Annotated in this window: 15 protein-coding genes; 11 read left to right on the forward strand and 4 right to left on the reverse strand. The window is 35.9% G+C overall.

The window, feature by feature from the left end; genetic code table 11:
* Positions 1-72 precede the first annotated feature (72 nt).
* Genes AACY93_RS00120 through AACY93_RS00135 form a run of 4 tightly spaced genes read right to left on the reverse strand, consistent with a single transcriptional unit; the run spans position 73 to position 3,987 of the window.
* Positions 73-621 carry a CopD family protein gene (locus AACY93_RS00120; RefSeq protein WP_286853145.1) on the reverse strand — a complete coding sequence of 183 codons (549 nt, stop codon included), beginning with the start codon at positions 619-621 and terminating at the stop codon, positions 73-75.
* Between the two features lie 13 nt (positions 622-634).
* Complete coding sequence (locus AACY93_RS00125) at positions 635-1,996, reverse strand: MATE family efflux transporter (protein ID WP_286853144.1); 1,362 nt, start codon at positions 1,994-1,996, stop codon at positions 635-637.
* On the reverse strand, positions 1,996-3,033 hold the full coding sequence (gene hemH, locus AACY93_RS00130; protein ID WP_286853143.1) for a ferrochelatase: 1,038 nt from the start codon (positions 3,031-3,033) through the stop codon (positions 1,996-1,998). Before hemH ends, AACY93_RS00125 begins: the two co-directional genes overlap by 1 nt.
* 45 nt (positions 3,034-3,078) lie before the next feature.
* The gene (locus AACY93_RS00135; protein ID WP_286853142.1) at positions 3,079-3,987 is read right to left on the reverse strand and encodes an AraC family transcriptional regulator; all 909 of its coding nucleotides are present in this window, start codon (positions 3,985-3,987) and stop codon (positions 3,079-3,081) included.
* A gap of 188 nt (positions 3,988-4,175) precedes the next feature.
* Here AACY93_RS00135 and hemA point away from each other — a divergent pair, with 188 nt between their 5' ends.
* The 11 genes from hemA to AACY93_RS00190 all read left to right on the forward strand — a co-directional run bounded on the left by hemA (position 4,176) and on the right by AACY93_RS00190 (position 15,891).
* On the forward strand, positions 4,176-5,438 hold the full coding sequence (hemA, locus tag AACY93_RS00140) for a glutamyl-tRNA reductase (RefSeq protein WP_007647417.1): 1,263 nt from the start codon (positions 4,176-4,178) through the stop codon (positions 5,436-5,438).
* Positions 5,431-7,008, forward strand: a complete 1,578-nt coding sequence (hemC, locus tag AACY93_RS00145; protein WP_286853141.1) for a hydroxymethylbilane synthase — start codon at positions 5,431-5,433, stop codon at positions 7,006-7,008. Before hemA ends, hemC begins: the two co-directional genes overlap by 8 nt.
* A gap of 104 nt (positions 7,009-7,112) precedes the next feature.
* Positions 7,113-8,138, forward strand: a complete 1,026-nt coding sequence (hemE, locus tag AACY93_RS00150) for a uroporphyrinogen decarboxylase (RefSeq protein WP_007647415.1) — start codon at positions 7,113-7,115, stop codon at positions 8,136-8,138.
* A gap of 5 nt (positions 8,139-8,143) precedes the next feature.
* On the forward strand, positions 8,144-8,683 hold the full coding sequence (locus tag AACY93_RS00155) for a GNAT family N-acetyltransferase (protein ID WP_007647414.1): 540 nt from the start codon (positions 8,144-8,146) through the stop codon (positions 8,681-8,683).
* A complete protein-coding gene (hemF, locus tag AACY93_RS00160) occupies positions 8,673-9,575 on the forward strand; it encodes an oxygen-dependent coproporphyrinogen oxidase (RefSeq protein WP_286853140.1) in 903 nt (300 codons plus the stop codon). Before AACY93_RS00155 ends, hemF begins: the two co-directional genes overlap by 11 nt.
* A gap of 71 nt (positions 9,576-9,646) precedes the next feature.
* On the forward strand, positions 9,647-10,639 hold the full coding sequence (hemB, locus tag AACY93_RS00165) for a porphobilinogen synthase (protein ID WP_286853139.1): 993 nt from the start codon (positions 9,647-9,649) through the stop codon (positions 10,637-10,639).
* 103 nt (positions 10,640-10,742) lie between these two features.
* Positions 10,743-11,828 (forward strand): CNNM domain-containing protein, encoded by a 1,086-nt coding sequence (locus AACY93_RS00170; protein WP_007647411.1) that lies wholly within the window; start codon positions 10,743-10,745, stop codon positions 11,826-11,828.
* Entirely contained in the window at positions 11,828-12,322 is a 495-nt protein-coding gene (locus AACY93_RS00175; protein WP_286853138.1) for a methylated-DNA--[protein]-cysteine S-methyltransferase, read from the forward strand. The genes AACY93_RS00170 and AACY93_RS00175 overlap by 1 nt, the downstream gene beginning before the upstream one ends.
* A 72-nt stretch (positions 12,323-12,394) precedes the next feature.
* On the forward strand, positions 12,395-14,806 hold the full coding sequence (locus AACY93_RS00180; protein ID WP_286853137.1) for a penicillin acylase family protein: 2,412 nt from the start codon (positions 12,395-12,397) through the stop codon (positions 14,804-14,806).
* Between the two features lie 2 nt (positions 14,807-14,808).
* Entirely contained in the window at positions 14,809-15,165 is a 357-nt protein-coding gene (locus AACY93_RS00185) for a hypothetical protein (protein WP_007647406.1), read from the forward strand.
* A gap of 12 nt (positions 15,166-15,177) precedes the next feature.
* A complete protein-coding gene (locus AACY93_RS00190; RefSeq protein WP_286853136.1) occupies positions 15,178-15,891 on the forward strand; it encodes a 3'-5' exonuclease in 714 nt (237 codons plus the stop codon).
* Positions 15,892-15,931: the final 40 nt, after the last annotated feature.

Consider the following 15,931-nt stretch of genomic DNA (forward strand, 5'->3'; position numbering starts at 1 on the left):
ATATAACAATAATCAAACCAAATGCACTTTAGGCTTTGTAAATTTTAATTTGAAGTCTTTAAGGTTTACAGATTAAACATCCGGGTTTTTTTCTCTCATGCGCTTGTATATTTTAAAGCCAAGCATCAACAAGATCCCTAACACAAAAATTCCAACCACCCCAAAAACCCAATTTATGGCACTTTTTAAGATCACCAAAAACACTACGGCAAATAAAATAAATGTGGCACCTTCGTTCCAAAGTCTCATAAAATTCGAGGATGTTTTAACCACATCCTGTTGTAGTTGTTTGTAGTACAAATGTGTTTTAAAATGGTACAGGTACAACAGCAAAACAAAAGCCAATTTAACGTGCATCCATGGTTGTTGTAGCCATAGTGGCTGTAAGACCAACAACCAAATAGCAAAAACAGTAGCTAAAATTGCCGATGGCCAAGTAATGATGGTCCACAAACGTTTAGACATTAGTTTTAACTGTTTACCAAGGATTTCTTTTTCTGGCGACGGTTTATGAAAAGCTTCAATTTGATAAACAAACAGTCTTGGAATGTAAAACAAACCTGCAAACCAAGTAATAACAAATATAAGATGAAGCGATTTTATGTAGTTGTAATATTCCACAGTTTAAATGTAATTATTCTTTTTCAACTGGTTTTATGGTTAAGGTGGATTTTATTTCCTTATTTAGGTAATAGGCAGTAACAATAGTAGCCAAAACATCTGAAATAGGAAAAGACATCCACACGCCTAGTTCGGCGTAAAATATAGGCAAAATAAGTATTAAGGGAATAAAAAAGAATCCTTGTCTTGTTAGGGTCAATAAAAGTGCTGGAATGGCTTTTCCTATAGCTTGAAAATAAGCTGCCCCAATAAGTTGAATGGCAATAATAGGTGTTGCTGCAAAAACCCAACGCATGGCACTGGGAGTTTCCTTTATAACTTCGGCATCATGTGTAAACAACCTGGTAATGGCTTCTGGAAACACCATAAGCAGCACAAATATCATGCTTGCCAAAATCACAGCGTATTTTATGGCTGTATTGATAACCAATCGTACTCTTAAAAATTTAGCAGCTCCATAATTAAACCCAGCTATAGGCAAAAACCCTTGTGTGATACCAAAAACAGGAAACAAAGCAAACATGAGCATCCTTCCCACAATGGCGTAAGAGGTTACCGAAGTTTCCCCTCCCAAATCGTAAAGAATGTTGTTCATAAAAAGATAGGTAATGCTTACAACAGCTTGTCTTGCAAGTGTTACAAAACCTAAAGACCCTATTTCTTTTACAATAATTTTTTGAAGTCCGAAATGCGAAAACTTAATTTTTAATTCTGAATTTTTAGAGGCAAAAAACCACAAAATAAAGACAAAACACAACAAGTAGGATGCTGTTGTGGCCCAAGCTGCACCTTCCATTCCATAGCCCATCAAATTGATAAATACGTAATCCAACACGAGATTTCCAACCGATGGAATCATCATGGCATACATAGCAAATTTGGGTTTCCCTTCAGCTCTTATAACAGTATTTCCCATCATGCACAAGGCTAGAAAAGGTACACCATAAAGCACGATTTTATAGTAAATTTTTGCTGGTTCAAAAATTGTTCCTTTCCCTCCAAAGGCAGGAATAATGGCATCGACATAATATAAACCAAACACAACCAAAGTTACCGTAAACAATAGTGTTAAGGTAATTTGGTTCCCAAAAGTTTTTAATGCTTTTTCTGTTTTATCTCCTCCCAAAGCACGAGAGATTATGGAAGAACCTCCTATCCCAATGGACATTCCCAGGGCTGCAATAAAAAAGGAAACCGGTAAGACCACATTTATGGCTGCAATGGCTGTGGCGCCAATCCAATTTCCAACAAAAATGGTATCTACAAGAATGTTAAGCGACATCACCAAAATACCAATAGAGGCAGGAACTGCTTGTTTAATAAGAAGTTTTCCTATAGGTTGTGTGCCCAGATCCTGTGAAGATACTTTTGCCATTAAACGCGTTCTGCTATACTAGGTTCTGCCCAATTCATGATCCATTTTGAAAGCAATTCTACCCAAGGGTCGTCATCATTCAAGCAAGGAATGGTAGTAAATTCCTTCCCACCAATTTCATGGAAAATTTCTTGTCCTTCCATAGCTATTTCCTCTAAAGTTTCCAGACAATCGCTTACAAAAGCAGGAGTAACAATAGCCATGTTTTTGATGCCTTGTTTCCCCAAACGCTCTATGGTTCTATCTGTATAAGGTTGTAACCAAGGATCAAATCCTAATCTGGACTGAAAACTGGTGGAGTAGGTTCCTGTTTTTAATTGCAATTTTTTTGCAACCAATCTGGTAACCTCCAAGCATTGATGCCTGTAACAAAATTCATGCGCACTGGAAGGAGTGGCGCAGCAACTGCCATCTATTTTACAGTGGGATTTTGTAACATCGCTTTTAAAAATATGCCTCTCTGGAACGCCATGATAAGAGAATAACAAATGTTCGTAAGTTTTACCTTCCAAATGTTTTGAGATACTGTTTGACAACACTTCTATATAATCTGGATTATTATAAAAAGCTGGGAAATCTGTAATTTTAATGTTTGGAAAATGTGTCTTTCTAATTTGCTCGGCCAACACCAAAATGGTTTCGGTAGTTGCCATGGCAAATTGTGGATATAACGGAATTAGCAATACCTCATCCACACCTTTATCCACCAATTCCTGAAGCCCTTTTTTTATGGTCATGCTTCCATAGCGCATAGCCAAAGCTACAGGATAGTTTTCTACCTTATGCTGTATTTTTTTTTGCAATCTTTCTGAAATAACTATCAGTGGAGACCCTTCTTCCCACCAAATTTTTTGATAGGCAGCTGCAGATGCTTTGGGTCTGGTATTTAAAATAATGCCTTTTACTATTAGGGTCCTTGCCCAAAGAGGAACATCTATAACACGTTCGTCCATTAAAAATTCGCCTAAATATTCTTTTACATCTTTAGGGTTTGGGCTATCTGGCGAGCCAAGATTGACTAATAATATGCCTTTCATATATTTTTGAAAAAGTAAAAATTGTTATCTAAAAATTTTACATATTTAAGACTGCGAAGATACCGACATTAAATATTTTTTTGGAGTTGTTCCGTATTTCTTTTTAAAAGCAGAAATAAAATGACTGGATGTGCTATAGCCAACTTTCAGCCCTACCTCGTTTACGTTGTGACTACCAGTTTCCAGTAATTTTCTGGCAAATTCCATTTTATAATCGAATAAAAAACTAAAAACCGAATCGCCATAAATCTCTTTAAAACCTTCTTTTAGTTTTTTTAAGCTCAGCTGTATTTCATCAGCCAATTCCTGTAATGTTGGAGGTTCAGCCATTCTGGTAATAATGATGTCTTTGGCTTTTCTAATTTTAATCACATTGGTTTCATCCACCAAAAAAGGGCATTGTTCTATATTGGCATCTTCACTTCTGTTAAAATACAGGCTCAACAATTCGTATGCTTTGCCTTTAAAGTATAGGTTTTTTATAGATGAATTTAAATTATAATTTATCAATTGATTTAAAACTATGGCCATGGATGGCGAGATTTTTCCGTCCTTATAATACTTCTTATCCTTATTGTCGTCGCTTAAAAAGGTTATGTAATCGGCTTCCTGTGAAAACAAACCGTGAAATTTTTTAATAGAAATTAATACCGAAACCAACCAGGAATGTGGGTTTACAATTAAATGTATGGGTAAATCACGTTGTGGATTGTATAACAAAAGTGAGTTTTCGTCTTGTATATCCAAAGCATAGCGTCCTTCATTAAAAATAAATTTACTGGAACCCTTTACACAATAGTGAAACTGAATAAAACTACTATCTATCTCACGTTCAAGTGTTTCAAAAACACCACTTTCATTTTGATAGGTTAAAACAAAAAAATCTTTATCAATTTCAACTTCTTCAAAAGCACCTTTAGCGATATTTTTTTCTACAATAAAACTCGAATTCATGATTGTTTATTTAGATTGATTCTAAACTAAATCGTTTAAAAGCATTGATATGAGTGCAAAAATATGACATTTATCATATTATATTAAAAAATAAAGTTAAAAAACGACTAGCGACATTTAAAGTTCTTTGAGCGTTACTTTTTATCTAAACATAAATATACATTTGTTCAAGAATTCCCAAGTCAGGTATGGAATATATGAATACATCAAAAACAACATACTTCTACGCCATTGGTTTAAGTTATAAAAAAGCCGATGCTGAAATTAGAGGACATTTTAGTTTGGACGATCAAGCCAAATCCAACTTGCTACAACAGGCAAAAGAAGTTGGCATAGAAAGTTTGATTGTAACATCTACTTGCAACAGAACCGAGATTTATGGTTTTGCAGAGCATCCTTATCAGCTAATAAAACTCCTGTGTGAAAACACCAAAGGAACTGTTGAAGAGTTTCAAAACGTAGCATACATTTACAAAGGTAAAGAGGCTGTGTCGCACATGTTTAAAGTGGGCTCAGGATTGGACAGTCAAATTCTTGGCGATTTTGAGATTATAAGCCAGCTAAAAAACAGTGCGAGAAACTCCAAAAAAGAAGGCTTATTGAATGCCTTTGTGGAACGCTTGATCAATGCCGTAATCCAAGCCAGTAAACGCATCAAGACAGAAACCAACATTTCTTCTGGGGCTACCTCTGTTTCTTTTGCTTCGGTTCAATACATCATGAGCAACGTTCCTGATGTAACCAATAAAAACATTTTGCTTTTTGGTACCGGAAAAATTGGTAGAAACACGTGCGAAAACCTGGTAAAACATACCAAAAACAAACATATTACCTTAATTAACAGAACCAAGAACAAAGCCGAAGAAGTCGCTGGAAAATTCAATTTATTGGTAAAGGATTACGCCAATTTGCAAGAAGAAATCAATCAAACAGATGTATTGATAGTTGCAACAGGAGCTCAAAATCCAACAGTTGACAAGCACTTGATTCAATCTAAAAAACCATTATTGATTTTAGATCTATCCATTCCTAGAAACGTACATTTAAATGTTTTAGAACTAGAGCATGTAAGTTTAATTCATCTGGACGATTTATCTCAAATCACAGACGAAACGTTAGAGAAACGCAAGGCTCAAATCCCAATTGCCAAACAAATCCTCAATGAAGTTGAAGCCGAGTTCAATTCATGGCTGGAAACCAGAAAGTTTGCCCCAACCATTAAAGCCTTAAAATTAAAGTTAAACGATTTTAAAATTGCTGAATTAGATACTCAACGCAAAAAATTGGTTGGTTTTAATGAAGAACAAGCCGAAATTATCAGCAATAACATCATTCAAAAAATAACCAATCATTTTGCCCATCATTTAAAAGATGATACCATTCCTACAGATGAAAGCCTGGAACTTATAAAAAAGGTATTTCAATTAGAAGCCACTACAAACCATGTCTAAAACAATTAGAATTGGTACTCGCGATAGTGATTTAGCACTATGGCAAGCCAGAACAGTACAAAAACTATTAGAAAACTTAGGGCATAAAACAGAACTTGTTCCAGTTAAATCCACTGGCGATTTGGTTCTGGACAAGCCCTTATACAAACTTGGGATAACAGGTGTTTTTACCAAAACATTGGATATTGCCATGTTAAATAACGACATAGACATTGCTGTACATTCCTCAAAAGATGTACCAACAGTTCTACCTACTGGCATTGTGCAAGCTGCAGTAATAAAACGAGGCAATATTAAAGACAGCTTGGTATTTAAAAACAACGAAGAGTTTTTATCGCACAAAGATGCCATTATTGCTACTGGAAGTCTGCGCAGAAAAGCACAATGGCTAAACAGATATCCAACCCATACCGTAGTAGGATTACGAGGGAACGTTAATTTAAGGTTGCAAAAACTTCAGGAAAATAGCGATTGGAATGGAGCTATTTTTGCAGCAGCTGGTTTGGGAAGATTGAACATAAAACCAGAAAACATTATCAATCTGGATTGGATGGTTCCTGCGCCTGCACAAGGTGCCATCATGATTACAGCTTTAGACGAAGATGAAGACATTAAAGCCATTTGTGCCCAAATCAACCATGAAGAAACCGAAATTTGCACAACCATAGAACGTAAGTTTTTAAACCTTTTGGAAGGTGGCTGTACTGCCCCAATAGGTGCTTTGGCCTACATTAAAAACGAAGAAGTGATTTTTAAAGGGGTTTTACTAAGTCCAGATGGCTCTAAAAAAATTGAGGTTTCCAGAATCGAAAAATTAGGGGAACATCACAACATAGCTGCTTACTGCTCCAACTACATTATTGAACGTGGTGGTAAAATCTTGATGGATGGCATAAAAAACCAAAACAAGAAAACCAATGTTTACTCCACAAAAACATTAACCGAAGGACAAGTACAATTGCTTAGCAACGATATTTTTGTTAAAAGTAACGATGCCATTAAAATTAGCTTGAACAGAATTCCACTTGCTGTTTTAAAAGCTCCTATAAAAAACGTTGTGATAACCAGCAAAAATGCCGTAGAAGCTATTTTAACCAATTGTCCGGCAGAAGACTTGCAGTTTGAAAACATTTATTGTGTTGGCCGAAGAACCAAGCGCATGGTTGAAAAACGAATTGGGAAAGTAACCCATTCCGAAAACAACGCTAAAGACCTGGCAAACCATCTGGTGGAATTTCTTGAAGGTACAGAAGTCACTTACTTTTGTAGCGATTTAAGATTGGATTATTTACCAATGATCCTAAGTGAAAACAAAATAAAAGTCAACGAAATTGAAGCTTATCAAACCAAATACGATGCTATTGAAGTAGACAAAAACATTGAAGGTGTTATGTTTTATAGCCCTTCCACAGTACAGAGCTACATAAAGAAAAACCACGCAAATGGTATTGCTTTTTGTATTGGTGAATCTACGGCCTTAGAAGCAAAAAAACACTTTAAGGATGTTAGGGTTGCAAAAGTGCCAACAGTGGAAAGCGTTATTGAATTGGTAAACGAACATTATATATAAACCCTTGTCGTGCTGAATTTTTTTAAGCATGTCAATTTTTAAAAAAAGTTAGATTAATAATATCCCATCTCTGTAACATAGAGAATTGAAGTATATCAGAAAAGATGATTAAAAACGATTTATTTTTAAGAGCATTAAAAGGTGAAACTGTAAACAGGCCACCTGTTTGGATGATGCGCCAAGCAGGACGCTATTTACCGGAATTTATGGCCATAAAGGAAAAATACGATTTCTTTACGCGTTGCCAGACACCAGAATTGGCAAGCGAAATTACAGTTCAGCCCATAAGACGATACGGCATGGATGCCGCTATTTTGTTTAGTGATATTTTGGTAATCCCTCAGGCCATGAATATTGAGGTGCAAATGAAACCCAATTTTGGACCATATTTACCAAATCCAATCCGTTCTCAAAAAGACGTGGACAATGTGGTTGTTCCTGATGTAACAGTAGAATTGGATTATGTTTACCAAGCCATTAAAGCCACAAAAGAAAAACTTAATAACGAAATCCCGTTAATAGGTTTTGCTGGATCACCATGGACCATTCTCTGTTATTGTGTTCAAGGTCAAGGCTCCAAAAATTTTGATAAAGCCAAGGAATTTTGTTTTACAAACCCAGTTGCTGCACATAACTTGCTTCAAAAAATCACAGATACTACCATTGCTTATTTAAAAGAAAAAGTAAAAGCTGGTTGTAATGCAGTTCAAGTATTCGATTCTTGGGGAGGCATGCTGTCTCCAGTGGATTACCAAGAGTTTTCTTGGCAATATATCCAACAAATTATCGATGCCTTAAAAGGCGATGCGCCTGTAATTGCTTTTGGAAAAGGCTGCTGGTTTGCGCTTGGAGACATGGCAAAATCCGGAGCGTCTGCCTTAGGGGTTGATTGGACCTGCTCTGCACAAAATGCACGTTATTTAACTGGTGGCAACATCACATTACAAGGAAATTTTGATCCTACCAGATTGTTTTCACCACCTGCTGAGATTAAAAAAATGGTGCATCAAATGATTACAGATTTCGGAAAAGATAAATATATCGTAAATTTAGGTCATGGCATTTTACCTAACATTCCTTTAGATCATGCCAAAGCGTTTATAGATGCTGTAAAAGAATACAACCCTTAAAAACAATGACTTTTTCAACAGAAACATTTAAACTTGAAGCCCTGAAACCTGAAGATGCTTCAAGTTTAAGTGCTTTAATGATTACCAATGGCAAGAGTTTCCAACAATATTTACCTAAAATTTTAGCGCAAAATCTGTCGGAAGCAGATTCCAAGATTTATATCCTAAATCAAAACAAAGCTTTAAAAAAGCAAACAGAATTCACCTTTGCCATTAAAGATATTGAAACTCACGAAGTGGCTGGAATACTGGTTTTAAAAAATTTGGATTATACGTTAAAACAAGGTGAATTTGCCTATTGCATTGGTAAAAAGTTTTCTGGAAAAGGCTGGATTTCACAAAGTTTAAAAGCATTTTCAGAATTTGCTATTAATAACTTGGGTTTAAAAAGATTACAAATAATCATACATAAAACAAATACAAACAGTATCAATGTTGCAGAGCGTTGTGGTTTTAAGTGGCAAAAAACATTAAAAAATGAATTTTCCACATCTGGAAAAACCCCTTTAGACATGGAACTTTATGAATTGCATTATGAAGGATAAATTCTATCAATACATTCAAGCCATACAAAACACCATCACTTACAAATTGGAAGAAATTGATGGCAAAGCCAAATTTCAAGAAGATCTTTGGGAACGTCCGGAAGGAGGTGGAGGCCGAACAAGGGTTATTGAAAACGGACAAGTATTTGAAAAAGGTGGCGTTAATATTTCTGCTGTACATGGGGAACTTCCAGAAACCATGCGCAATCATTTTGGCGTTAAGGATGCCAACTTTTTTGCTTGTGGCTTGAGTTTGGTTCTACACCCTAAAAACCCTATGGTTCCTACAGTTCATGCCAATTGGCGTTATTTTGAAATGTACAATCAAGAAGGAGAAATAGTGGACCAATGGTTTGGTGGTGGTCAAGATTTAACACCTTATTATTTGTTTGAAGCAGATGCCGTCCATTTTCATAGAACCTGCAAAACGGCTTGCGACAAGTACAATCCTAATTTCTATCCTACTTATAAAAAACGCTGCGACGAATATTTCTTTAATTCTCACAGACATGAAGCGCGTGGGATAGGTGGTTTGTTTTTCGATTATTGCAAAGCTTCAAAAGATATGTCTATGGAAAATTGGTATGATTTTGTAACAGAAGTAGGCAACAGTTTCTTGGACGCTTATGTTCCCATTGTAGAAAAACGTAAAGAGTTACCATACACTAAAGCCCAACGCAGTTGGCAGGAAATACGTCGTGGACGCTATGTGGAGTTCAATTTGGTTCATGATAAAGGAACTCTTTTTGGATTAAAAACCAACGGAAGAATAGAAAGTATCTTAATGAGTTTACCTCCACATGTGCAATGGGTTTATAATCACCAACCGGAGAAAGGAAGTGAAGAAGATAAATTAATGCAGGTTTTAAAAAAACCAATAGAGTGGATTTAATATAACTTAACAACCTGCAAGTTATCAATAAAAAACGTCGGGACTTGTAGGCATTTAAACTAAAAAGAAATATGTACCCAATAAGAAGAAATAGAAGATTGAGAACCAACGAAGCCTTACGTTCTCTAGTGAGAGAAACCATTATCTCTCCCAACGATTTTTTAGTGCCACTTTTTGTGGTGGAAGGAAAAGGCGTTAAAGAAGAAATTGCTTCCATGCCTAATTACTATAGATATAGCTTGGATCTACTTGAAAAAGAAGTAAAATTACTTTGGGATTTGGGATTAAAATCGGTATTGCTTTTTGTAAAAGTGCCAGATAACCTAAAGGACAATACAGGAAAAGAGGCCTTAAATAAAAAAGGTCTTATGCAACGTGCTATTAAAACCGTAAAAAATGCCTGTCCAGACATGTTGGTCATGACAGATGTGGCTTTGGATCCATATTCTATTTATGGACACGATGGCATTATAGAAAACGGCATGATATTAAACGATGAAACAGCAGATGTTTTAGCCGAAATGAGCATCTCCCACGCCAAGGCTGGAGCCGATTTTGTTGCACCAAGCGATATGATGGATGGCAGAATTTTAACCATTCGCGAAGCTTTGGAAGACGAAGGGTTTTTAAATACAGGAATAATGAGTTACTCTGCTAAATATGCTTCGGCATTCTATGGACCATTTCGCGATGCACTAGATTCAGCTCCTGTGGATTTGAAGAACATCCCTAAAGACAAAAAAACCTATCAAATGGATTATGCCAACCGTTTTGAAGCCATTCGTGAAACCGAAATGGATATTGACGAAGGAGCTGATATTGTGATGGTAAAACCTGGTTTATGCTATTTGGATATTGTTCGCGACATTAAAAATGAAGTCGATGTTCCTGTTGCTGTGTATCAGGTTTCTGGAGAGTATGCCATGTTGAAAGCTGCTGCCGAAAAAGGATGGCTGGATCATGATGCTGTCATGATGGAGCAAATTACTGCCATAAAGCGTGCTGGAGCAGATATTATAGCAAGCTATTTTGCAAAGGATGTTGTGAGATTATTAAACTCTTAAAACAAAAACGGAAGACCTTAAAGCTTTTAAAAATTTCAACCCTTTTTGTTTATTTGGTTGTGAAATGGATTTCGTAAATTAGCATAAAACTAAAAACACCTTAATGAGCACACTTCTTTTTTGGGCAACCATTTCTATTTTCTTTTCATTTTTATGTTCTGTTCTAGAAGCTGTCCTGCTTAGCGTGACACCTACGTTTATTAATGTAAAGAAACAAGATGGCAAAGACTACGCTTTTAAATTGGAAGCACTTAAAAACGATGTAGACCAACCTTTAATTGCCATTCTTACATTAAATACCATAGCACACACCTTAGGAGCCATGATGGTTGGTATTGAAGCTGAAAAACTACCTTACAAAGTAGAAGTATTTGGTATCAATACCGTTGGAATAGTTTCTGCTATCATGACTTTATTGATTTTGATTGTTTCTGAAATTATACCAAAAACCATTGGTGCTTCCTACTGGAAATCCCTAGCCGGTTTTACAGCAACAGCTCTTAATATCCTGATTTTTCCTTTAAAATATACTGGTATTTTATGGCTACTAAGACTTACAACCAAACTTATTGGTGGCAATGCACATGGTAGCGTTTTAAGTCGTGAAGATTTTCACGCCATGACAGACCTGGCCGAAGAAGAAGGTGTTTTTCATGAGTCTGAAAGCAAAGTGATAAAAAACATGCTGACCTTTAAAGAAGTGCTGGCCAAAGACGTCATGACACCCCGAACAATTATGACCATTGAAGATGAAAACCAAACCATTGAATCCTTCTTTAAAAACAATGCCAATGTAAAATTTTCAAGAATACCCGTTTTTACAGATAACCCAGACAACATAACTGGTTTGGTTTTAAAAGACGAAGTGTTTAAGGAAATGGCTTTTGGCAATGGTAAAAAAATGCTTTCAGAAATAAAAAGAAACATCATTATCATAAATCGAAGTATGCCAATTCCACGATTATTCGAACAATTGGTTGAAAGTAAAAACCATATGGCCTTAGTGGTGGATGAATATGGTTCTGTTGGTGGTCTGGTTACCATGGAAGACGTTATTGAAACACTTTTGGGACTAGAGATTATGGATGAGAGCGACGATGTACCAGATTTGCAGCTTTTGGCTAGACGAAGTTGGGAAGCCAGAGCCAAACGACTTGGCTTAATTGATGACGAAGATCCTGATAGCTAATGGATAGTTGCACTATTCAAACCCCTTTAGGGCTCACTAAAATAACTGGTGATGATAATGGCTTAGCTTCCATAATTGTTTTAAATGCAAACCTGTCCGAAAAAGAAACAGAGAAACAAGTTACAGATATCATTCCTGAAACGCTGCAAGAGGCTGTTTATCAAATCAACGAGTATTTTGAAGGAACTAGAACCCAGTTCGACCTTTTATTGAATCCTGAAGGAACCTCTTTTCAAAAGCAAGTATGGAATGAATTAAAAACCATTCCTTACGGAAAAACCATTTCTTATTTGGAGCTGTCCAAACAACTAGGCGATGTTAAAGCCATTCGAGCTGTTGCCAATGCCAATGGCAAAAATCCCTTATGGATTGTAATCCCTTGTCATCGGGTTATTGGTAGTGATGGTAGTTTAACAGGTTATGCAGGAGGATTACATAGAAAAAAATGGTTGTTGGAGCACGAAAGTCCTTATAAACAACAATCCTTGTTTTAATTTAAAGTTCTAAACTTCTTTAAAAGTTAAAATTCAAAAAAAAATCTATCTTTAGTCTATAAATTTTAATAAATGAAATATCTCAAATTTATTGTTTCACTAGTGCTTCTTATTGGCATCTTTTTTATTTTAAACACCAAGTTTGGCTCTGTTCCTGCCATTGGCGAATTTTTAAATCCAGCCCAAGGGATTTGGCAGAACGAGCAAGACGAATCCATAACTGGAACCATTAAAATTGAAGGGCTAAAAGACAAAGTCACTGTTCATTACGACGAACATTTGGTACCTCATCTTTTCGCACAAAACAATACGGATCTGTACAAGGCACAAGGCTATATTACTGCCAAACACAGGTTATGGCAAATGGAATTTCAAACACATGCTTCGGCTGGTAGGTTGTCTGAAATTTTAGGTGAAAAAGCCTTGGACTATGATAGGATGCAACGAAGAAAAGGTATGGGTTTTGGTGCTGAAAATGCCCTAAAAAAAATGCAAAAGGAAGATCCTGAAATCATTGATTTTATTGAAGCTTACAGTGAAGGGGTTAATAGTTACATAGCTTCTTTAAACCCTAAGGATTATCCTGTGGAATACAAATTATTGGGCTACAAACCAGAACCTTGGTCTATAGATAAAACTTCTTATTTATTAATGTATATGATAGATATGCTTTGTGGAAGGGAATCTGATTTAGAATATACCAATGCCTTAAGATTGTTAGGAAAAGACCGATTTGATTTATTATATCCAGATTTTTTTGATGTTAACGATCCCATTATCCCTAAAGAAACCGATTGGAGTTATATTGATACAGCCATCACAGAGATACCGCTAAGCGAATTGCCACAGGACTCCATTGCAGAAACCATGGATAAACCACATCCAAACAATGGGAGTAACAATTGGGCTGTTTCTGGCAACAAATCGTATTCTGGCAACCCAATTCTTGCAAACGATCCTCATTTAGGCCTCAACCTGCCATCCATTTGGTTTGTTATGCAATTGGCAACTCCAGAACACAATGCTTATGGAGCAACACTTCCAGGAGCTTTAGGTGTCGTTTCTGGTTTTAACACAGATATTGCTTGGGGAGAGACCAATGCCACAAGAGATGTTAGGGATTGGTACAAAATTGAATTTAAAGACAACAGAAGGACACAATACAAATATGATAACACATGGAAAAACACAACTGTAAGAGTTGAAGAGATTAAAATAAAAGGAAAAGAAACCTATTTGGATTCGGTTATTTACACACATCATGGCCCTGTAAGTTACGACCGTACCTTTAAAGGAAATGGCCAAAAAGAAGGCTATGCCATGAAATGGATTGGGCATATTGGTGGTAATAATCAGCGTACTTTAATAGATTTAAATGCCGCTAAAAATTATGACGATTATTTAAAAGCCTTACAACATTGGGTGGCTCCAGCACAGAACTTTGTGTTTGCTTCAACAAGTGGAGACATCGCTCTTTGGATTCAAGGTGCCTTTGCAAACAAATGGAAAGGACAGGGAAAGTTCTTAATGGATGGAAGCAATCCGGAACACGACTGGCAAAGTTTTATTCCTAGCAATAACAATGCCTTTACCAAAAACCCGGAACGTGGGTTTGTGAGTTCTGCCAATCAGCATCCTGTTGATGCTTCGTATCCTTTTTATGTATTTAACGATGGTTATGAAACTTATAGAAATAGAGTGATTAATGATTTTTTCAATTCTAAGGAAACATTCACCATTCAAGATTTTAAAGACCTTCAAAATAACAACTACAATCTAAAAGCTTCGGAATTGTTGCCTTATATGTTCAAAACCATGGATACATCCAGCTTAACACAAGAAGAACTGGAAATTTTAAACACTATTAAGGCTTGGGATTTTAATAGTGATATAGATGAAATAGGTCCTAGTATTTGGGATTTATGGTGGAAAAAACTCTATCCATTAACATGGGATGAATTTGATTTGGATAACACGGCATTCATTGATCCTTACACATACCAAACCATTTACATGCTAAAAAATCATCCTGAAGATGACTTTATGGATATTGTTGAAACACCTGAAAAAGAAACAGCCAAAGATTTGTTTTTAATAACATTTAAAGAAACAGCTAAAGAACTTACCGAATGGAAAAAAGAACATGGCGATTACAACTGGCAAGCTTACAAAGCTACTTTTGTTGGACATTTGTTACAAGGCTTACCTGCATTTTCAAGGTTTAATCTGCCTATTGGTGGAGACCGAAATACCGTAAATGCAGCCGATAAAAACCATGGTCCTTCCTGGCGAATGATTGTGGAAATGACATCTCCTCCAACAGCTTTAGGTATTTATCCTGGTGGGCAATCGGGAAATCCAGGAAGTAAATATTATGACAATTTTATAGACCGTTGGGCAATTGGCGAATATTTTCAAGCACTTTTCATACAGGATCAAAATAACTCCGAAGACATTATTGCTACCCAAACTTTAACTCCGTAATCATGACTAAAAACATCTTTAACTTTATAGCAACAATCATCATAGCTGGTATACTTTCTCAATTTTTACCTTGGTGGTCCATTATGGTAGCTGCCTTTGCTAGCAGTTTATTTATTAGCTTAAAAAAAACTTCCGTATTTGTTGTACCTTTTTTGGCCATCATGGTTTTTTGGATGGGTTATGCCTTTTGGTTAAGTAATGCCAACGATTTTATACTTGCTAAAAAAATTGCTGTTTTATTGCCTTTAAATGGCAATGCCTTTCTTTTAATTTTAGTCACAGGAATCATTGGAGGACTTGCAGCAGGAATTTCTGGAATTTTTGGAAAACAATGCGTAACTTTATTATCTAAACGTTAAGCAATTAACAAAATGATTGATAAAATAAATCTCGAAAACATTCTTTTCCTGGATATAGAAACCGTTCCGGAAACACAGTACTTTTCAGATTTGGACGAAACCAAACAAACACTATGGGAACTTAAAACCCAATACCAACGAAAAGACGAATTTACTGCCGAAGCTTTTTATGACAGAGCAGGAATTTGGGCGGAATTTGGAAAAATAGTCTGTATTTCTGTTGGGTATTTTAAACTTCAAGGAGACATAAGAACCTTTAGGGTTACCTCCTTTCATGGTGAAGAAATTAAAATTTTAAAGGATTTTAAAAACCTGTTGATTTCACATTTTAGTCAGAATAAACATTTGTTGTGCGCTCATAATGGCAAGGAATTCGATTTTCCCTATATAGCGAGACGTATGATTATTCACAACATAGAGTTGCCTTACAAACTTAACCTTTTTGGAAAAAAACCATGGGAAGTGCCACATTTGGATACCTTGGAACTCTGGAAATTTGGGGATTATAAACATTATACCTCTTTAAAATTACTGACAAACATTTTAGGCATTCCCTCGCCAAAAGATGATATAGATGGCAGTGAAGTGTATCGTGTGTATTACGAAGAAAAGCAAATTGACAGAATTATTTCCTATTGTGAAAAAGACACCATAGCAGTGGCTCAAATTTTTCTAAGACTTCGTGGTGACGATCTGCTTCATGACAATGAAATTGTTCATATTTAAACAGTCATAACCACCAAACTTTATAAAACATTGAAAAAAA

Source organism: uncultured Xanthomarina sp., assembly GCF_963971605.1.
GTDB lineage: Bacteria > Bacteroidota > Bacteroidia > Flavobacteriales > Flavobacteriaceae > Xanthomarina > Xanthomarina gelatinilytica.